Annotated in this window: 20 protein-coding genes and 1 tRNA gene; 5 read left to right on the forward strand and 16 right to left on the reverse strand. The window is 31.9% G+C overall.

All coding sequences use genetic code 11. From position 1 onward, the window contains the following. Nucleotides 1-268: 268 nt before the first annotated feature. Entirely contained in the window at nucleotides 269-1,039 is a 771-nt protein-coding gene (locus IJI80_RS06745; protein WP_292788736.1) for a TMEM175 family protein, read from the forward strand. Nucleotides 1,040-1,246: 207 nt separating this feature from the next. Here IJI80_RS06745 and IJI80_RS06750 read toward each other — a convergent pair whose 3' ends face one another. From IJI80_RS06750 to IJI80_RS06765, 4 genes are all read right to left on the reverse strand, one after another. Further along, nucleotides 1,247-2,848 carry a hypothetical protein gene (locus tag IJI80_RS06750; RefSeq protein WP_292788737.1) on the reverse strand — a complete coding sequence of 534 codons (1,602 nt, stop codon included), beginning with the start codon at nucleotides 2,846-2,848 and terminating at the stop codon, nucleotides 1,247-1,249. A gap of 267 nt (nucleotides 2,849-3,115) precedes the next feature. Beyond that, nucleotides 3,116-3,577 (reverse strand): hypothetical protein, encoded by a 462-nt coding sequence (locus IJI80_RS06755; RefSeq protein ID WP_292788738.1) that lies wholly within the window; start codon nucleotides 3,575-3,577, stop codon nucleotides 3,116-3,118. A 45-nt stretch (nucleotides 3,578-3,622) separates the two neighbouring features. Continuing rightward, nucleotides 3,623-5,215 carry an AarF/ABC1/UbiB kinase family protein gene (locus tag IJI80_RS06760; RefSeq protein ID WP_292788739.1) on the reverse strand — a complete coding sequence of 531 codons (1,593 nt, stop codon included), beginning with the start codon at nucleotides 5,213-5,215 and terminating at the stop codon, nucleotides 3,623-3,625. A gap of 242 nt (nucleotides 5,216-5,457) precedes the next feature. Next, nucleotides 5,458-6,222, reverse strand: a complete 765-nt coding sequence (locus tag IJI80_RS06765; protein WP_292788740.1) for a nitroreductase family protein — start codon at nucleotides 6,220-6,222, stop codon at nucleotides 5,458-5,460. A 259-nt stretch (nucleotides 6,223-6,481) separates the two neighbouring features. Here IJI80_RS06765 and IJI80_RS06770 point away from each other — a divergent pair, with 259 nt between their 5' ends. Then, nucleotides 6,482-7,315, forward strand: coding sequence for a hypothetical protein (locus tag IJI80_RS06770; protein ID WP_292788741.1), 834 nt, complete (start codon nucleotides 6,482-6,484; stop codon nucleotides 7,313-7,315). 146 nt (nucleotides 7,316-7,461) lie between these two features. On the opposite strand, the gene IJI80_RS06775 is transcribed toward IJI80_RS06770, so the two are convergent. Together IJI80_RS06775 and IJI80_RS06780 are read right to left on the reverse strand one after the other, a co-directional pair. Further along, a tRNA-Lys gene (locus tag IJI80_RS06775) sits at nucleotides 7,462-7,535 on the reverse strand. Between the two features lie 158 nt (nucleotides 7,536-7,693). Further along, nucleotides 7,694-8,497 carry a hypothetical protein gene (locus IJI80_RS06780; RefSeq protein WP_292788742.1) on the reverse strand — a complete coding sequence of 268 codons (804 nt, stop codon included), beginning with the start codon at nucleotides 8,495-8,497 and terminating at the stop codon, nucleotides 7,694-7,696. A 238-nt stretch (nucleotides 8,498-8,735) separates the two neighbouring features. On the opposite strand from IJI80_RS06780, the gene IJI80_RS06785 reads away from it, so the two are divergent. After that, nucleotides 8,736-9,374, forward strand: coding sequence for a hypothetical protein (locus tag IJI80_RS06785; protein ID WP_292788743.1), 639 nt, complete (start codon nucleotides 8,736-8,738; stop codon nucleotides 9,372-9,374). 95 nt (nucleotides 9,375-9,469) lie between these two features. On the opposite strand, the gene IJI80_RS06790 is transcribed toward IJI80_RS06785, so the two are convergent. The 9 genes from IJI80_RS06790 to IJI80_RS06830 form a co-directional block, all read right to left on the reverse strand. After that, entirely contained in the window at nucleotides 9,470-10,201 is a 732-nt protein-coding gene (locus IJI80_RS06790) for a type II CAAX endopeptidase family protein (protein ID WP_292776634.1), read from the reverse strand. 322 nt (nucleotides 10,202-10,523) lie between these two features. Continuing rightward, the gene (locus IJI80_RS06795; RefSeq protein WP_292776636.1) at nucleotides 10,524-10,844 is read right to left on the reverse strand and encodes a YciI family protein; all 321 of its coding nucleotides are present in this window, start codon (nucleotides 10,842-10,844) and stop codon (nucleotides 10,524-10,526) included. A 357-nt stretch (nucleotides 10,845-11,201) separates the two neighbouring features. Then, the gene (locus tag IJI80_RS06800; protein ID WP_292788744.1) at nucleotides 11,202-11,660 is read right to left on the reverse strand and encodes a hypothetical protein; all 459 of its coding nucleotides are present in this window, start codon (nucleotides 11,658-11,660) and stop codon (nucleotides 11,202-11,204) included. A gap of 149 nt (nucleotides 11,661-11,809) precedes the next feature. After that, the gene (asd, locus tag IJI80_RS06805; RefSeq protein ID WP_292788745.1) at nucleotides 11,810-12,859 is read right to left on the reverse strand and encodes an aspartate-semialdehyde dehydrogenase; all 1,050 of its coding nucleotides are present in this window, start codon (nucleotides 12,857-12,859) and stop codon (nucleotides 11,810-11,812) included. A gap of 82 nt (nucleotides 12,860-12,941) precedes the next feature. Then, complete coding sequence (dapB, locus tag IJI80_RS06810; protein ID WP_292788746.1) at nucleotides 12,942-13,760, reverse strand: 4-hydroxy-tetrahydrodipicolinate reductase; 819 nt, start codon at nucleotides 13,758-13,760, stop codon at nucleotides 12,942-12,944. Between the two features lie 63 nt (nucleotides 13,761-13,823). After that, on the reverse strand, nucleotides 13,824-14,717 hold the full coding sequence (gene dapA / locus IJI80_RS06815) for a 4-hydroxy-tetrahydrodipicolinate synthase (RefSeq protein WP_292788747.1): 894 nt from the start codon (nucleotides 14,715-14,717) through the stop codon (nucleotides 13,824-13,826). A gap of 290 nt (nucleotides 14,718-15,007) precedes the next feature. Then, entirely contained in the window at nucleotides 15,008-16,225 is a 1,218-nt protein-coding gene (locus IJI80_RS06820) for an aspartate kinase (RefSeq protein ID WP_292788748.1), read from the reverse strand. A 338-nt stretch (nucleotides 16,226-16,563) separates the two neighbouring features. Beyond that, nucleotides 16,564-16,761, reverse strand: coding sequence for a 30S ribosomal protein S17e (locus IJI80_RS06825; protein ID WP_292788749.1), 198 nt, complete (start codon nucleotides 16,759-16,761; stop codon nucleotides 16,564-16,566). Nucleotides 16,762-16,763: 2 nt separating this feature from the next. Then, on the reverse strand, nucleotides 16,764-17,087 hold the full coding sequence (locus tag IJI80_RS06830; protein ID WP_292788750.1) for a chorismate mutase: 324 nt from the start codon (nucleotides 17,085-17,087) through the stop codon (nucleotides 16,764-16,766). Nucleotides 17,088-17,272: 185 nt separating this feature from the next. Here IJI80_RS06830 and IJI80_RS06835 point away from each other — a divergent pair, with 185 nt between their 5' ends. Continuing rightward, nucleotides 17,273-18,142, forward strand: a complete 870-nt coding sequence (locus IJI80_RS06835) for a radical SAM protein (RefSeq protein ID WP_292788751.1) — start codon at nucleotides 17,273-17,275, stop codon at nucleotides 18,140-18,142. Nucleotides 18,143-18,194: 52 nt separating this feature from the next. Here the strand turns inward: IJI80_RS06835 and IJI80_RS06840 are convergent, their stop codons facing one another. Next, a complete protein-coding gene (locus IJI80_RS06840) occupies nucleotides 18,195-19,103 on the reverse strand; it encodes a shikimate kinase (RefSeq protein WP_292788752.1) in 909 nt (302 codons plus the stop codon). A 232-nt stretch (nucleotides 19,104-19,335) separates the two neighbouring features. Here IJI80_RS06840 and IJI80_RS06845 point away from each other — a divergent pair, with 232 nt between their 5' ends. Further along, entirely contained in the window at nucleotides 19,336-20,166 is an 831-nt protein-coding gene (locus tag IJI80_RS06845) for a S49 family peptidase (RefSeq protein ID WP_292788753.1), read from the forward strand. Nucleotides 20,167-20,297 lie beyond the last annotated feature (131 nt).

The following is a 20,297-nucleotide window of genomic DNA, read 5'->3' on the forward strand; positions in this document are numbered from 1 at the left end:
AAAATTGAAAGTTCCTTTGCAGTTAACACTAGTTCCTTTGCGGTAAACAATTGAAAAAGACATGATGAGCTAAGCATATTTTCCAAAATATTATTATAATAAGATAAACAAAATTTTAAGTAATTATAATTGACTTGGAGATGATTTTATAGCAAATGAAGAAATTGAAAATCACAATCCATCTAATGATTATGACAATGCAAATCTTGATGAAAAATACAAAGAATTAGAAAGCCTGAAAGAAAAAATTAATCGGAAATTAGATGAAATGGATGAAAGCAATGCTAAAAAGATTCAGGAAAAGATTGAAAAGCATAAAAATAATCAAATGAGTAATGAGATTGAGGAAGGAAACATTGATGAAGAGATTAAGAGGCTCGAAAAAACCGATAAGAAAATCAGCACTTACCAAAGATTCATAGATGCATTCGAAAAAGACCTTGATATTGATCCTGGAAGACTAATGGGACTTACTGATGGTATATTCAGTATAGTAATGACACTTTTGATCTTTGGAATGGCATTGCCTGAAAATGAAATAGTCAATTATACAGGATTTATAGCTTTTATCGGCTCCATCGCATCAGTTGCTGGAGTGGTGATTGTTAGTTTCATACTCTTGGCTTCATTCTGGATTTATCATCATGAGTTTATGAAAATAAAAAAATTGAATATTCCTTATATATGGTTAAATATATTTTATTTAGCCAGCATATGCTTCATACCATTTACAACATCCATTATCGGAAACTATTCACACTTCTTCTTGGCAAATGTGATCTTTGGATTAAATATACTTTTAGTTGTAGTGTTCTTCTTAATAATGTTCTATTATGCCCATAAAAGAGGATTCCTTGAGGAATACACAACTGAAAAAGACAAGAAACATGTATACCACACATTGTATATTGTTATGGGAGCTACAGTTATTGTAAACCTATTGGACTTTAACGTAAACCCTAACTTTATTTATCTGTTCCTATTGGTACCTATCATTTCAACAATAAGACATATTCAATACATGATGAAACAAGTATGATGAAGGAATTAGAAAAATAGTATAAATTAGAAAAAATTAGTATAAAAAATGGAATTGAAAAAATAGGTATAAAAAATAGAAAAAAATAAGAAAAAACGATTTCATGAAAATTTTAAAAATTACATGAAATTCAAAACCGCCATAAAAATAAGCATATGAAAAAATAAAACCAAAAAATAATAAAAAAAGAAAATAAAGGAAAATTAATTATTCTTCAGGTAAAGGAAGCTTTTGCCAGAAGAATATATCATTTTCTTTTTTAGCCACTTCAACATAACCTTTTCTCTCTAAGCTTTTAAGAATGTTCTTTGTATTACCGAATGAAAGGTTCTTGAATGCAAGATCATTTAGATAATCTTTTACAGACAATGTATCCATAGATTCATCTTCAGGTAACAGATGATAAATTTGAGACTGGATGGAATTTAAGTTCTTCAATTGAGGAGCAGTTAACTTATCATATACGAACTTGAATTTTTCCAATTCCTCAACTGTAGATTTGTATCCTTCAAGTTCCGCTTTAAGTCTTTCGACTTCCTCATTATTTTGAGATGCCCCATCATTTGATTGGGAATCAATTAAATTAGCCACATTTTCCAATTCCTCATCACCAACAGCTCTAATCTTAAGCTTATTCTCTTTAGCTAATTCCAATTCTCTCTTTATGTCATTCAATTCAAGCAATTCCCTATCTTCAACAGATGTTTTGTTAATGATTCCATCATGAGATTGATTATCCAAGAAACTATCATCAGACAATTCAAAGAACAAGTCCTTCACTTCATTTAATCTTTGGATTTGAAGGTCTTTTTTAGACAATTCATTTTGAACCTTTGCATAGTCCTCACGTGAAACTGACTTGTCTTTCAATAATTGTATCTGCACATCTTTCTCACGAATGGTTAAATCACGGGAATCAAGCTCTCTTTGCAATGCTACAAGATTATCCTTATTTACCAAATTATTCTTCAAGTCGAGGATTTCCTCATTTTGAGAAGCAATTTGAGCATTGAGAGATTGGATTTCCATATTCTTATCATCAACAGCAGTTAATGTATTAGCCAATTTAAGGTTAGCTTCATTCTCCTTATTTTTTGCTTCATCCAATTGGCGTTGAAGATCCACCAAATTATTTTCAGCAATCTTCAAATCATTAGAAATAGCTTGAATTTCATTGTCTTTAGAACTGACATCATTCAATGCCTCTTTCAATTTAAGGTTTGCCTGACCTAATTCTAAAGTTTTAAAGCTGTTAAATTCATCATCAAAGGATTCCTTCATTTTAGAAAGAGATTCATTAATATCAGAAAGTTCATTAACCTTATCTGATAGGTTTCTGATGGTTTCATCCTTTGAATTCAATAGATCCTTGGATCTGTTCAATACTTCAATATTAGTATTTAAAGAATGAGTTAGGTTTTCAATTTCATAGTTTTTAGTATTCAAATCAGCATAATATTTAGATTTTAAATCAGAAATCTCATCATCCTTAGCCTTGATATCATTATCGAATTTAGCTAAAAAGTCATTGAGCTCTAATCCTTTATTCTTTAAATCTTCGTCATACTTAAGTTTCAAATTAGATATTTCCAGTTCATGCTGTTTCTTTAATTCAAAAATCTCATCATCCTTTTGCTTTAAGGATTCTTCAGATTCAGCTTTCAGTGTTTCAAATTCATCATTAGATTTCAGGGAACTTTGCTCTTCTTTTAATTGAACAATTTCCATCTTAAGCTTGTTGATCTCTAAAAGAGAAGACTTTACCAATTTTTGTAACTTATACATATCGCTTGAACTTTCAAAACTCATTTTATCACTTAAACATAACTTAATTTAATGCTAATCAAAATAGATTAGTCTTTAATTAAAACTATATTTAAATGTATGTTTAAACTCTTATTTAAAGTATATGGATAAATTCTATTAAAATTGCATAAATTTTAAAGTTTTGATTAGGAAAATATGATTATTTAAGAAAAATTAGGATAAAATAAGAAAAAATTTATAAAAAATTAAAAAATAAGGGGAGAAAATAAATTCTCCACAATAATAAAAAAAATATTATTTATAAAATGCTTATAATGCATCTGCTAATGGCTCTACGTTATTGTTTTCATTGAATTTCATCAATTCATCATAACATGCTTTCCAATCATCAGGGCTTGCCTTTTCCATATATGCAAAAATGACATACTCTTTGCCTTCAAATTCCACTTTTTCTAAAACTCCATAAGTTAAAGTAGCTTTTCCACTTGTCACATAAGAAATGGCATGTCCGATTTCACTTGCATCATCTTCAGTAACATTATATGTATTGCTGTCTCCTTCAACTATAATGTAACCAGTGCCGTTTTGCAAATAATACTCTTGAACTGATTCGTCATTTTCCCAAGTACATAAAGTCATCCCTGTTTCGTTATTGACAGAGAAATACTCAGTCACCTCTTCAAATCCATCATTGATCTTAAAGTCTGCAGCACTTGCTGCTCCAATTACCAAAAAGCCCAATATTAAAAAGGCCAATAATTTCCTATACATTCTTTCACCTCATACATGATTAAGCAATCATTTAAATTGTTTAAATTACTTTTCAGTTCTTATGAATTTAATTATAATGTATAATCCAAGAATTGCACTGATAAGGAATCCAAAGAACCCAATAGCTGAAATATCCCATACTCTTGGTCCTTTATCTGCTAAAATAGCAATGGATGAACCTACAAGCAATGCAGAAACTATTAAGGATATGGATAATTGATCTTTCAATTCATCCAAACCGGTATGGTTCATATTTATTTCCAATTCCCCTTTTTCAACCTTATCAAGAGTGCTGTTGAGTCTGTCAGGCAAATCCTTTAACAAATGTTCAATTTCAACGATATAGTTGAATCCGCCACTTACAAGATTTCCTGGACTGAATTTCTGACCAACCATCTTCTTAGCGAAGTGTTCAAGCTCTCCTGTGATGTTGAAGTGAGGGTCCAATCTGCTTCCTGCATCCTCAATAAGGATTATACCTCTTCCAATCATAACGAATTCCCTTGGAAGAACAATGTTATGTTCAATCATAAGATCCATCAAACGGTCAAAAATACCATCCATTTGGTCTATATCAACACCTACATAGGTATTCAATAAATCGTCAACATCCTCTCTGAAGTCAGGAGTGTTTTGCTCTGGTGTGATAATCTTCATATAAAGCATTTGCTTGATCAAGTGGTTTGAGTTTCCGCCGAGCAAAAGCAAGATCATTTGAGAGAAGTTTGCTCTGAACTCATCATTTACAACTCCCATCATACCGAAGTCTATGTAGCAAAGCTTATTGTCCTTGGTTACAAACAAGTTTCCTGGATGTGGGTCTGCATGGAAAAATCCATCAATCAATACTTGTTTCAAATAGGATTGGGTTCCATATTGGGCAATTTCAGTATTGTTGATGCCTTCAATCTCATTGTCAAACAAATCAGTCACTTCATATCCGTCAATAAGTTCCATGGTAATGAGCTTAGGAGTACAGTATTCTGGATAGACTTCAGGTATTTTAATGTAGTCCACTTCTTCAAAGTTTTTAGTGATTTTTCCAATGTTTCTGACTTCCTCCATATAGTCAAGTTCCTTGAATATGGATTTTTCAAATTCCTTAGCTATTGCAGGCAAGTTATAGGTTCTTGACTTTGATATATGCTTATCGATAGTTCCTGCCAAGTTATTCAATATCTTTACATCAGGAACAATGACATCATAGATGCCTGGCTTTTGAACCTTAACAGCAACTTCCATTCCAGTTTCCTTTAATCTTGCCCTATAAACCTGACCGATTGAAGCGGAACCAAGAGGTTCTTCATTGAATTCACAGTATACATCTTCCAAGGGCTGTGCAAGCTCCCCTTCAATGACATCCCTTATTTCATCAAAAGGAGTTACAGGGGTGTTGTCCCTAAGCAACTTCAAGTCATCTGCAATTTCATTACCTACCATATCCGGCCTTGTAGCCAATAGCTGACCTAATTTAATGAATGCAGGACCTAACTCTTCCATTGCATATCTGAGGTCTGAAACTTCAAAATCTTCATCGTTTTCATTCTTTGTTAATAGTTTTGCCAAGTGGTGCTTTTTTGCAACACCAATAATCTCATCAAAACGTTTTCTAGCAGCTTTTTTCTCTTCTCTTGCCATTTAATCACTCAATGTTTTTCTATAAAAAAATACTTAAGTCGTTAAGACTTGCGTAGGTTAAATATATATATATATCTATACAAGTATACTTATAATATTTTTGTTAATTTGATTAAGTTTAGTAATTAAGATACAATGAAACTGTTAAAAAATAGAAAAAAGAAGACAATAAAAAAAATAAATAAAAAAGAGAAATTAAGATAAAAAAAGAAAAAACAATTAAGAACGAAGATTGTAAGCAATTATAATCTATTTACTTGCAAATCCTTACGAGGGACGATTCTTTGGTATTTGACCTTAGGATAACCTATAACCATACAGGAAACCACTTCATGTCCCTTTTCCAATTCAATGAGATTTCTAAGTTTCCTGCTTAGCTTTGTGCACATTACGAAAAATCCACTGTATAGGACACCTAAACCAAGACTGTTAGCCATTATCTCCATATATGCGCTTGCAAGCCCTGCATTTATATTGCTTTTGCTTGAAACGACTATGACCAATGGAGCCCCTTTGAAGAAGAAATCATCTGTCACTTCAATTCTTCTCAAATAGCTGCTCAAATTTCCCACTTTTTTGCCCTTTCTAAATAAGTTTACACAGATTTCCTCTGCTTCAGCCTGCTTTGAACCGAGAATTGTATATTTGACATCCTGGGAATTTGCTCCAGTTGGGGCATATCTTCCAGCTTCGAGGATCATATTGATTTTTTCATCTTCTACCTCAATTGGTTTGAATTGCCTTATAGTGCGTCTGCTTTTCATTGCATTTAGAAGTGTATCTTCATTTATTTCACTCATAGACACTACCATTTCATCACTGAAGTCATAATTTGCCATTTTAATGGCACCTTCAGGACAGATAGCGTAACAATGTCCACACTCCATACATCCCTTGTCATGTGTTTGTATTTTGCCGTCTTCCATATAGATAAATGAATTAGGACAATCACTTATGCAAGAGGAACAGACAATGCATTTTTCATCATCAATTAAAATAGGACCCATATTTTTACCTCATTAACTCAATAATCAATTTTAATCAATTTTGATTAATTTTGATTAATTTTAATAATTTTAAAATTTATAGTCTTATTATAATTTAAAAATGGAAATTTATATATTTTATTATTTTGTTTAAAAAAAACCAATTATAATAATTTTTATTTAAACAATAATAACTCTCATTTTACGAAAGCCCTAAAAAGAATAAAATATATAATAGTTTATTTATTATGAACCATAAACATATTAACAAGTGATAATTATGGGATTAGTTAACTATCTAACACAGATCATTGTTGCAATGGGCATATTCATAATATTATGTTTCCTTGGGGAACAAATTAAAAAATATTTATTCAAACATCACAAAAAACTAATGAACCCAAATGAATTTCTCCCTAAGGAAGAGATCTTTTCATTAAGGCAAGTCCATTACCTAATCCTAATTCTGTTGATATATTTCTGCATAATAAACTTCTTCTTTGATAGATTTTTTACAGTGAGCAATGAACTGTTTTTAATTAATTCCCTAATTGATATCTTCGTATCAACATATATTGTAGTGGTATTTTATGACTCTTCAACAAGAAGCAGGATATCAAGCATATTCCTAATGCCACTGGCATCAATATCTGCCCTTGTCTTTGGAACCACATTACTTGGATATTGGGACTTCATCCGCATCCCTACATTGCTTTATATGGTAGTGTTCCTATATCACAGGTTTTTAGAGTTTACTGATGAAAATGGATTGGAAAAACTGATTTTGATTTTGGTAAGCATTGTATTCACTTGTCTTGTAACAACAATATTCCTTGAAAATCAACCCCCTCTAAATTCATTGGCTATGACTTCAAATGCATTTACAAGTAATGGGTATGCAGTTTTAGGCAGTACCCCTGGAGGCATATTGACAAGCATATTCCTTGTTTGGAGTGGATATATCCTTTCAGGAGTGGGTACAGCTACTTTAGCTGCTGCAATCATTCATAGAAACTCCAAAAAGAAATTTGAAAAACTAGAGGAAAAGATCGATAATCTGGAAAGGATAATTACCCAAAATCAAGATGGAAACAGTGAAGAAAATGATGAATAACTTGTTAAATATATCCATTTAGTTGTTTAAAAAAAAGCTGTGCAAAACTAAAAAGCATGTTTAATTTAGTATTTAAAAAAATCTGTGCAAAACTAAAAAGCATGTTTAATTTAGTTATTTAAAAAAAGTTATACAAAACTAAAAAGCGGGCCCGACGGGGATTGAACCCGCGACAACAAGGTTAAGAGCCAAGCGCTCTGCCAGACTGAGCTACGGGCCCGGTTAAAAAATTTTTAAAAGCAATATTATTATATTATACTTTAACTTATTTAACTATTTTGTTTATTTTAGCCTAAAAGTAAAAAATAAGAAACTGATTATTGATTAAAAAAAAGAAGTAATGTGCCTAAAATCTTCAAAAAAATAAAAAAAATAATGTTATTTTCTAGACAATAATCTTCCAAAGAAGGACTCCTTGTTTTTACCAACTTTAATATCCAATTTAGACTCAAAATCAGGTTCGACCAATCTTATTTTCTCTTCATAATGCCTTATCTTCTTTATATGAACATCCTGATCGTCAGCAAGCTTAATTATATCCAGATAATACCAAATTCCAGTCTTATATGAATTTACAGCCAATTCCTCATACTTCCCATCAAAAATTCTTTCCAAATCATCACCGAAAGTGAAAAATAGCTTAGTCAATTCGAGAATGCGAAGATACCATTCCTTATTGACTCTCTGTGCATAGGCATCATTGGCCATTTTTCTTGTATTCGAATCCCCTGAATTCTTAAAGGTAACTGCAGTTATCTGAAATACGCCACCTACTTCCCAAATTGCTTCCATTTCCTTCTCTTCAGTTAAATGACTGTCCTTTATTGACTTTAATATTTTAGGAGATGTGTTAATCATTTTTCTAATATATGGAATTATTTCAGTGACTTTAGCCTTTTCAGCACTTAGATAAATTATATTCAATTGAGCGTTAAAATCATCAGGATTTCTTTTTAAAGCAGATTCATAATAGCTTAATGGTTTTTTAGGATGAAAATCCTTAGTCTTTTCAGTTATGGAACCTTTTTTGGATTCAAAAGTCTTTTGGTCAGATATCACATCATCTGTAAGCTCTATAACCTCAAATGCAGAATATTCTCTGCCACAGCCAGTGCAAATGTACATCTCTTCCTTTCTAGCAAAGTTATTGCTTCCACAGTCCTTGCAATGAATTTCCATCATATGATTTCCTCTTTAAAAAAAATAAAACTCTTAAAAAAGCTTCTTTTTAAAAAAAACGTAACATTAAAATTTAAAAACATTATGTTAAATATTCCTTATAATCTTATTTTACGAACGTTAAATAAGTATTTTGTGAAAATTAATTAATTGGTTTAACTATTTTGAAAAATAGAAATATAAAAAAATAAATACTTATAATAAAAATAGAATTAATCAAAAGAATGAATGGGGGAAATTCATGATAGGTGACGATGACTTTTTCATGCAGAATGCAGACTATCACTATGGAGCTAGCGATACAGAGAAGATGTATGGAAGAAATTATGATGATTCTGATCTTGGAGGATACTATCCAAGAAGTTATGGAGGAAATGGATCAAGTAGACAAAATGCTAGCTCTGAAAACGACAACAGCGGAAAATATTGCCTTGCAGGGGTTCTGATTGTTCTTGGGATAATAGTTATAGCAACAGTTGTTGTGCCTGCAGTCACTAATTCCATGGCTAGCTCAGTCATCGTAGATGATTTGAAAATCACCAGATACATTCATTCAAGCCAGTATGATTCAAAGGTTTCTACAGAAGAAGGATACGAGATTACATACAATCAGAGAAGCTTTGGAACTCATGCAATAAATGTTATCTTCTACTCAAAAAATGGAAAAGTCTTGTATAATGACAGCAACTATGTTGGAACTTGCTATCTTGGAGATGTGCCATACCAAGTGCATTTAGATGAAAAAGCGGATTATGCAATATTTGAAGTATACAGGACCCATTTGGATTATGGCAAGTGCATATATCGTGAAAGAGTGGATGTTGACAATGTTAATGTAAAAAAAGAGTTTATTAATTATGATACATTGTATGATTATTAAATATTTAATTAAAAAACTTTTAATTATGCTTAATTTACCTCTTTAAATAGGGGTTTTACAAAACTTAAAAAAAAAGATTTTTCCTAATTGAATAATCATCTATTTTGAGAGTTTTCTGAGATTTCTCCAAACCAATTGGTTTTATTGCCAACATAATACATTATGATGAATAATATAATTAAGAAAACAATTGATGCCACAACTTCCCATAATTGTGGAGAGGAAGTTGATGCTTTAAGTCCAAGCATAACAAATAAGCCAACTGCAAAATTATTCGCAGTATGAAGGGCAGAGCTTATTTCCAAACCATTTGTTTTCCAAGCCAAAAATCCAAAACCAAGACCTGTAACTAATGTTTCAAAGAGTCCTAAGATGTTATATTGATGGCATACTGTAAATAATATGGCTTGAAGGACTATCGCCAAAACTGGCATCTTAAACCAAGCCCCAAATGTCTGCATAATAAACCCTCTGAACATATATTCTTCTGCAATGCATTGGAGAGGTACAGAAATAAAAAGTAAAAGGAGAAATGCTATTGAGAAATTAGATGTGCCTTCCGGTCCTTTAATGGCAGTTTCTGCAATCATATATACTATGAACAGTATCATCGGAATTATCAATGCCTTGAAATAGAGCTTGAAATTCCATCCTCCACGTGAAGAGGAATAAGATGAAAATGGCCTATCCTTAACAACTTTTGATGCAATATATAATGAAGGGATAAACATAATGATAATTAAATCCATAAAGAACATCGCCATTGGAGATACAAGTATTTCATATCCTCCATAAAGAACAGCCCTTAAAAAATCAGGACCCGCCATTTTGTAAAAAGCCGCTATTGTTAGTCCTGAGAGTATGGACATTATAATTATAGTCAGTACAAAAACAAGTATCGGTTTGTACCATCTATATTTCTCAAAAGTTTTTGGAAAGGTAATATAATCAGCTATTTTATCATTCATTGCCATAACTATAATTTTCCAATTAGTCATATAAATAATTATTATTTAAATTAATTGTTAATGCATTTAACTTAGCATTTTTAAATGAAAAAACGGATTTCTAGTATGAAGTTTTAAAAAAAAGTAAAAAAATAGTAAATTGAAGTAAAAAAATAAAAAATGAAAATCTTAAAAGTTATATTTAAGATTTGAACCATTCTTCTAATTCAGGTCTTAGATTAACTACTCTAAATTCATAGATTGTGTAATCTACAATGTTTTTTGCTACAAATGGATCATTTGCCATAAGCTCTTCAGCTTCTTCTTTTGAATTAGTTTTCAATACCATGACTCCGCCTCCACCATAGGAGCCATCTTCTTGAGCATGGGGACCTGCAATAAGGACTTTGCCTTCTTCACTACATTTTGCGAAATATTTCAAGTGTTCTTTTAATATTGCCATTACTTCTTTTTGTTCTGGTATGTCTTCTCTAAAATGAGATACAACTGCATATGCATTCATTATATCACCTAATCAAATTTTTCATAATATTATGAAATTTAGTTCAATTTTAAAAAGTTTTGTTATACTTATGTTTACTTATATGACAATATATGTTTCATAATATATAACATTTCATTATTTTTGTTAGTGTCAACTTAATGATTTTTTTAATTATGAGTATTTTGAACAGATCTATCTATAATTTTCGCTCACCCTAGTTATATTAGCTTTCAAAAATCATTTCTAGGAGTCGTTACTGGAAAATTTCAAGTTGTTTTTTAGAATATGGCTCTAAAATTATTCTATTTTTATAATATAACTTATTTTGGCCTTATTTTGTTTAATTTACTTCTTTAAATTACAGTTTTACGAAACTTATTTATGAATTTCAACCTTTTCCGAATTCCAGTCAATCTCAACAACATCAGTAACGTTCTTCACGATATTAGTATTCTTTTTAAAAAAAGACTTCTTCGGTGACCAAGACTGTCTCTGATTGCATGCAGGACAAACAGCATCTAAAATAGACAAATCACCCTTCTCAATTGCTTGGTGGAATTTGTCGTGAGCATTTTTGATCCTTCTATTATCCTTTGTGTAGACTTCTATTGGGACTTCATCCGAATGGTCAGTTGACATAATAGCACTCATCGTATCAACAACATTAGCGGACAGGGTTGACAAAGCGACATCATTCGCATAAATTTTCATTTCCTCAGCAAGACTTTTGAGATTTCCGGCATCTTGAGTGATGCTGTAACTTAGCCAATCAGTTGGCTTTTCACATTTCTCGCAAACAAAGCGATACTTAACAGAATAAGTAAATAAAGCCATAATATCTCCTTCCCTTAAAAAACTCTCTGTGTCTGTTTAATTTACTTCTTTGAATAATAGTTTTACGAAACGACTAATTGAAATAGAATAATTAAAATTTAGAAAAAAATGAATATAAAAAATAAAAAAAGAAAAGAAATGATTAATAATTAAAGTATTTGCTTATTAATCAATTCAGCATTCAATATAGAAGCACCAGCAGCACCTCTAATTGTATTATGTCCTACAAGAACATATTTGAAACTGTTATCAAATGCTTGATCTTTTCTGACTCTACCTACTGTAGCAGCCATACCACCATAAGCCATTCTGTCCATTCTTGGTTGAGGCCTGTCATCTTCTTCTTTTACAATAACAGGTTGATCTGGAGCAGAGTGAAGTCCTAATTCTTGTGGAAGACCTCTAAAGTCAGCCATTGTCTTTTTGATTTTATCAATGTCTGCTTCATCATCAAGCTCTACAAATACAGCTTCAGTGTGACCGTCAATTACAGGCACTCTGTGACATGAAGCACTTAATGAGAAGTTTGCAGGTTTGACTTCATCACCATCAAGGGAACCTAACAAGTGTAAGGTCTCGCTTTCCATCTTTTCCTCTTCTCCACCAATGTAAGGGACCAAGTTATCTAAAATAGCCATTGAAGGAACACCGTTATAACCTGCTCCTGAAACAGCTTGCATGGTAGATACATAGATTCTATTGATATTGAAATTGTCATAGATTGGTTTTAAAGTTAAAGTCAATGCAATAGTTGAACAATTAGGGTTGGTTACAATGAATCCATCCCAGTTGTTGTTTTTTTGCTGTGCTTCAATCATGTCTAAGAATTGTGGGTTAACTTCTGGAATGACTAAAGGTATGTCCTTTTTCATACGCATTGCACTAGCGTTGGAAGCCACTACAAAGTCTTTTGCATATTGAGGTTCAACTTTAGCTGCAAAATCAGCTGGAAGTGATGAGAAAACAATTTCCACATCCTTATCCATCTGTGCAGGGTCAGTTTCAATTACAGTAATGTCCCTTACGGATTCTGGCATTTCACTATTCATATACCAAGTGGTAGCGTCTTCATATTTTTTTCCAGCAGATCTTCCAGACGCTGCAAGGGCAGCAATTTCAAAATCTGGGTGATCAGCCAATAATTGGATAAATCTTTGACCTACCATTCCAGTTGCACCAAGTACACCTACTTTTACCATTTTTATCATCTCAATAATTATAAATATTTTTTAAATATTTCCTATAAGAATAAAAAAGGAATTAAAATTAAATAAAAATTAATTAGATTCCTAAAACATCAGCCATATCATTCACTTTACCTGGCTCTGCAGAACCTACGAATCTTAAAGCCCTGATAACACCAGCAATGAATACTTCTCTAGTATGTGCCATATGTTTAACTTCTAATCTTTCACCATCACCAACATAGAGTACTGTGTGGTCTCCTACAATGTCTCCACCACGTACTGCATGTATGCCGATTTCCTCTTTGGTTCTTTTACCTACTTGACCTTGTCTTCCGTAAATGCCCACTTCTTCTGGGTTTCTCTCTAAAGCACCTGCAACCACTTCAAATGCAGTCATAGCAGTACCGGAAGGAGCATCTGCCTTTTGATTGTGGTGAGCTTCAATAATTTCAATATCAAAGTCATTTAAGATAGGAGTCAAGTCTTTTAAAACCTTAAAGAATACATTTACACCAATTGAGAAGTTAGAGGAAATAACTGCCTTGATGTTCTTTTCCTTGATTACATCAGCGTTTCCTTTAGCTTGCTCTTCAGTAAATCCAGTGGTACCAACCACTAAGTTTACACCGCAATCAGCAGTTCTTTTAATTGTTTCAACAGCAGCAGGAGCAATGGTGAAGTCAACTAACACTTCAGCTCCAGATTCTTTCAATGCTTTTTCCAAATCCTCTGAACCGACAATAGGAACTCCAATATTACCGATACCTGCTTTTTCACCTGCATCTACACCTGCTAAAGGAGTGTTTGGCATTTCAATAGCAGCTACTACTTCCATATCATCCTGTTCAGTAATTTTTCTTATAATGCCGGAGCCCATTCTTCCAGCAGCTCCAGTTACAGCAACTTTTATCATAATATCATCTAAAACATTTAGTTATAATCATAAATTAAATTCTAAAAAAAATAAGAACTGGAATTATAAAATTCCAGCATCTTCCAATGCTTTTCTTAAGATTGCTCTGTTTTCTTCCAACATAGGAACTAAAGGTAATCTTAATGGACCTGCAGGCATTCCCATCATTTTCAATGCTTCTTTTGCAGGTGCAGGACTGGTTTCAATGAATAAAGCTTTGATTAAGTCATATTGTTTGTAATGTAATTCCAATGCTTTGTCATAGTCACCGTCTAAAATGCAGTTTACCATTTGAACCATGGTTCTTGGGTCGATGTTAGCGGATGCACTTACAACACCTCTTGCACCAACAGACATTAAAGGAAGGGTCAATTCATCACTACCAGACAATATTACAATATCGTCTTCCAATCCTTCATCCCTTAAGAGTTTCATGGTTTTAGACACTTTGTCCACATCAGATGAAGCTTCTTTTAAAGCGGAGATGTTGTCCACTTTTGCAAGTTCAACAATGGTTTCAGGAGCCATATCCAAACTGGTACGTGATGGTACATTGTAAGTGATCAAGTCAATGTCCACAGCATTTGCAATTTGGGTATAATGTTCAATTACACCATGTTGTTGTGGTTTGTTGTAATATGGAGTGATTAAGAGAGCCATGTCTGCTCCAGCATCATCTGCATATTTAGTTAAGTCCAATGCTTCACTAGTTGCATTACTTCCGGTTCCAGCAATGGTAGTGACTCTGCCGTCAACTTCATCAATCATGATGTCAAGAACTCTTCTATGTTCATCATGGGTTAAAGTAGCGGATTCACCGGTAGTTCCTACAGCAACTAAACCGTCTACATCATTGTCAATCAACCAGTTAATATTTTGTCTGTATCCTTCTTCATCTATGGATCCATCCTCATGCATAGGAGTGACCATAGCAACAGCAGTTCCTTCAAAACGCATAAAAAACACCTTTTTACTATATAATTATTTTTAAATTTTTATTTTCAGATATTTTATAAATCTAATTATTTATTTTTATTTCATTTAATTTTAATTTCTAAAGAATCATATTAATTTCAAATACTTAATCCGTTAAAGTTCGTATCCTTAAAAACCAAATATTTTTACGTAACTTCAAGGATTGTAAATAAAAATTAATTACAATAAAAAACGATAGAAACAAATTACTTCTCTTTAATGAAAATAAAAGTAAATGCCTCTTTATTGGGTAAAAATAATAAAAGCGAGAGTTATAAAACTCCCTTTATTAAGTCGTATGCTACCTTACCATCTTCCCAGTTAATAAATAAGACAATAGCAGTTTGAGAAGATGAGATTTCAACAATGTTTATGTGTGCTTCCTTAAGTGGATTGGTGATTTCAGTGATTACTCCAGGAGTTTCAATAAAGTCTGGATTAATCATGGTTAACATTGCAATGTCTCTACCTAAGGAAATTGAACTTAAATTATCTTCAGCAATGACTAGCTTGTGCAATATGTGATATGCTTCATCAGCATCACATTTATCCAAGAATAAGGTAATTGAATTTTGACCTGCAGAAATACCATAAATGTTAATGTTAGCTTCCGCTACCAAAGTTGTCATTTTTGCAAGGAGACCTATTTGATTAAGCAAATCCTCTCCAACTAAAGCAACTACAGAGATAGGTTCCGGATGCAAGCATACTGATTTGCTCATGGAATCTTCAAAGGGACCTACAATCTCAGTTCCAGGGTCAGACAAATCACCTTTTTCAAAGCTAATGATTTTTGCTTTTATTTCAGGATCTTTAAATCTTAAAGCATGAGGGTGTAAAACTTGTGCTCCATGAGTAGCTAAATCTCTCATCTCTTCAACAGAGATGTAATCCAATTTTTCAGCTTCATTGATTTTTCTTGGATCAGTGGACATGACTCCATCCACATCAGTAACGATAATCACATCATCTGCATTTAAGCAATGACCTAATAGGAATGCAGTTACATCACTTCCACCTCTTCCCAAGGTAGTCACTTCTCCATTTTCAGTTCTTCCTAAGAATCCGCAGACAACTGGAATGATTCCTTGCTCTAAAAGTCCTAAAAGCCCTTGAGCTTGTTCTTCAGTTCTTTCGAAATCAATTTGAGCTTTTCCATAGTTGTCATCAGTTATCACAGGCCATAAATCATGGCTTGGATCGATGTATTCGGATTTTACACCTAAGGATTCCAAGACTGATGAAAATACTCTAATGCTGGTTCTCTCACCCATGGATAAAATTTCCGCCAATTGCTTTTCGGTTACTTCTTTTCCAATGGATTCATCAGCAATAGCTACTAAATCATCAGTAGTCTTGTTAATAGCTGATACAACAACCACAACCTTCTTTCCTTCCATATAAGCATTTACGATAGATTGTGCAGCTTTTCTAATTCTTTGTCCATTTCCAATCGAAGTACCGCCAAATTTGGCTACAATTAATTCCATTTGTTTACACACCTTTTCTTTTAAATTAAAAATTAAAATAAATATTTTGATAAATCATATTTTATAGACTATTATCCATTTATTAATTATATTAAAGGGTATTTATATATTTAATTATTAATTTTACAATTTTTTAATGTAAATTATCCATTTGTTAATAAAAAATACTGAATAATTAATAAAAATCTAAATAAAAAAGATCCAAAAATAATTCACCAAAAAATTTAAAAAAATCTTAAAGATTGATATAAAAATTATAAAAAAGTAGTAGATTAAATTAATTAATCTAAAAATAGAAAATTAAAATAAATTAATCTTAAAAAAAGTAAAAAATAAAATTAAGCTTGGTTTGCTTGTTGTCTTACTAATCTAGTAATGTAACCAGCAATTTTATTTCTTAAGTGTTTAGTACTTACAGTAGAGTACTCTGCTACTAATTTTTTGTTTTCTTCAAAATCAGTAGTAAATTTGCCTTGGTGAGTTTCAATTAATTCTTTTGATATACGTTTTACAAATGAAGTTCTAATATTTCCCATAATCATTCCTCCAAAATTTCTCTTTGTCTATTTTTACTTAAAGTTGTTAGCATGTCCATAATATCGCTAAGAATACTTTTATCAATATTCAAGTCTTCAGCTAATTTATTTACTTTGGCATGAACTTGAGCTTCTCTTGACTTATCATAAATTTCCATGCCTAAAAAAACTTTAGCTAAAACAATACTCCTAGCAAGTGAAGTTCTTTCACTTATTAAGTTAACTAAATCATTATCAATTTCATCGATTCTTTTTCTAGACTTTTCAAGAATATCCTGAGCTTCTTCCTCATTTTCAAATAAGCTCATAATCTCTTTCTTATCCACAAAAATAACTCCATAGTTTTGATAATAATTATACTTTATATCTCATCTTATATAAACATGCTTATTGAAATTAACTTTTACTTTGTATTGATTTTTATTAATTTCTTTTCAAATGCTCTCAAAAATAATTAAATATAATAAAACCAAAAATAGAATAAGAAAAAATAGGAAATACAAGTGAAATCATGCATTACGTTAACGCTAAAAGCATTTTATCCAATAAGAATGGTATGAACCTATACAGAGGATGTTCACATGGCTGCATCTACTGTGACTCAAGAAGCAATGTCTACAATATGGACCATGCATTTGAAGACATTGAAGTCAAGGCAAATGCAACAGAACTCCTTAAGAAAGCCCTAAAGAATAAAAAGGAAAAGGTCATGATTGGAACAGGATCTATGACAGACCCATACATACCTCTTGAAAAGAAGATACAAAATGTGAGAGAATCATTAGAACTCATTAACAGATACGGTCATGGATTTACTTGCATCACAAAATCAAATCTAATACTTAGGGACTTGGATTTGCTTAAAGAGATCAATGAAAAGGCAAAAGTAGTCATTCAGATGACCTTGACAACATACGATGAAGACTTGTGCAAAATACTTGAACCTAATGTTTGCACTACAAAGGAAAGAGTGAAGGTATTGAAAATTCTAAATAAACACGATATACCAACAATCGTTTGGCTATGCCCTATTCTCCCATTCATAAACGATACAGAAGAAAACATCAATGGAATACTTGACTACTGCATAGAATCAAATGTCAAGGGAATTATCTGCTTTGGAATGGGAATGACATTAAGAGATGGAAACAGGGAATATTTCTATAAAAAGTTGGATAAGCATTTCCCCGGACTTAAGGAAAAGTACATCAAGACTTATGGAAATAGCTATGGAATAGCCAGTCCAAATCAAAAGGAATTAATGAAGATCTTCTATAAAAGAACTAATGAAAACAAGATAATGAACAATCCAGATGAAATATTCGAATACTTGCATGAGTTTCCAAGCAAGGATAAAACTAAGCAGACCACTTTATTTTAAAAAAAATAGATGAAAATATAGTATAAAAAAATAAAAAGAAAAAGAAAAATAATTAAATAATTCTTGTTCCTCTGTTATCCACAGTTGTTTCAATGACTCTACCATCATATGAAGCCCAAGCTTCCTTAACACCATCAATGGAACTCTCATCAACAATAGCTACAAATGAAGACCCAGTTCCAGACAATCCAGAAGCAAGTGCACCAGCTTGAAGTGCATCAAGGGCAATGTTATTGTCAAATCCTAAAACATTACCATACAATAGTCCATTTAATGTCAAAGCTTCAAGATAATCTCCATCAAGAGCTTGATTGAATGCTATCCTTACATATGGAGCAATCAATTTTATCCTATCTACATCAGAAGAGCCACTTAAGGATTCCTTATCCGGCATAAAGACCAAAACATCATAATCAGGCATTCTTTCCTGATGCAAAATCTCCCTATTGCCATTGTCAGTGATTGTCAATCCTCCAAAGAAAGATGCAGAAGCATCATCAAAAGCACCTGTAATTGTAACGCCCGCTTCAAGTGATGCATCGATACCCATGTTAATCATTTCCATATCGGTCAATGGCTCGAGGTAAAACTCGCTTGCAATCAAAGCAGCAGTAGCCATGACAACAGCATTGGATAAGGCACTGCTTGAAGAAAGCCCAGAACCTAAAGGCAAATTGGATTTTGTATTGACTTCAATTCCCTGCCCATTTCCAAAATCCAAGCTAGGTATGATATCATCGAAATCCAATGCACTTCCTATCTTATAATGGTCTAAAACCTGTTCCACACATAAGTTCATCAAATGAGGATCCGCCCCTATATCTGATGAGCAGTTGACACCAACATCAGAAAACTTAGCCTCCGCCTCAATACCTAAGCCTATACCAAATGCAGAACCAAAACCAGTTGAAATAGCATTGATAATTGTAGCAGAACCTGGAGAAAATACTGTTTTACTCAAAAAATCACCTAATATCTTATAAATCTATATATTAGTTTTAAAATCAAATCTTATATATTTAATGTAAATCTTTGAAAGTATTTCTAATTTTTATAAAAAAAATAAAAAATTAAATAAACTTTATATTAATGTAAATAAATATATTATAATACAAAATTTTTTTATAAACTAATTTTAAGAATAATGCAAATTTATCAAATAGAGAAAATTTATATAACTAAGATGTGATACTATGAGCGAAAATAACATAAATTGGCTTAATGTAGGAATTGGTGCCTTTATAATATTGGCTATAGTATTGCTTTTAGTTCTCATTTTGCCATTTGGAAATTTGGTAGCGCAACAGGATGAAATAGCTGTGATTACAATCAATGGAGCCGTCACTTACGACTCATCTAACTCCACAAAGATATTTACCAGTGCTAGCCAAATAGAAAATGCATTGAATGAAGCAAATTCAAATCCAAATGTCAAGGCTATTGTTTTGGACATAAACAGTAAAGGCGGAAGCCAAGTGGCATGTGAAGAGATAGCTGATAACATCAAGAAATCATCTAAACCAGTTGTTGCATACATTGGAGATAAAGGATTGGATGAAAGCTATTTGATTGCAAGCAGTGCAGATGCAATTCTTGCAAGCCCATCATCATCAGTTGGTGGAATCGGCCTTAGCTTTATTGACAGCAACAAATACTCAAAAACAAAACTTACTGGAGTTTATAATGAGGATTATCTCAAATTGAAAAAATCAAATGAAATCAATCCTGATAATCTTTTAAACGGTCAAAAGATGATTGATCAAGATTACACACAATTCATTAAAGCAATAGCGGAAAATAGAGATTTGAAACCTAATTACCTTGCAAAATTAGCTCATGGAAAAAGATATAATGGAAATGAAGCTAAAAACTTAGGATTAATCGATAAGATTGGAAATAAAAACAAAGCTATTGAATTAGCTGCTTCAAAAGCAAATGCAACTAATTACACTGCAGTGAATTATCCTAAATCCCATAAAAGCTTAACTGAAACTTTGAGTGAAAACAAGATTTTCAATTTATAATTATAATACCTATTCCAATAAAACTAGATTCTAATCTATTTTTTCTTAACTATGTTTTCTATTTAAATAGGAATATTTATATAGTAACGAACAATAATATATAAAATAAATTTATAAAAGTTAAAGATTTT

Origin of the sequence: Methanobrevibacter sp., from assembly GCF_017432245.1 — an archaeon.
Taxonomy (GTDB): domain Archaea; phylum Methanobacteriota; class Methanobacteria; order Methanobacteriales; family Methanobacteriaceae; genus Methanobrevibacter.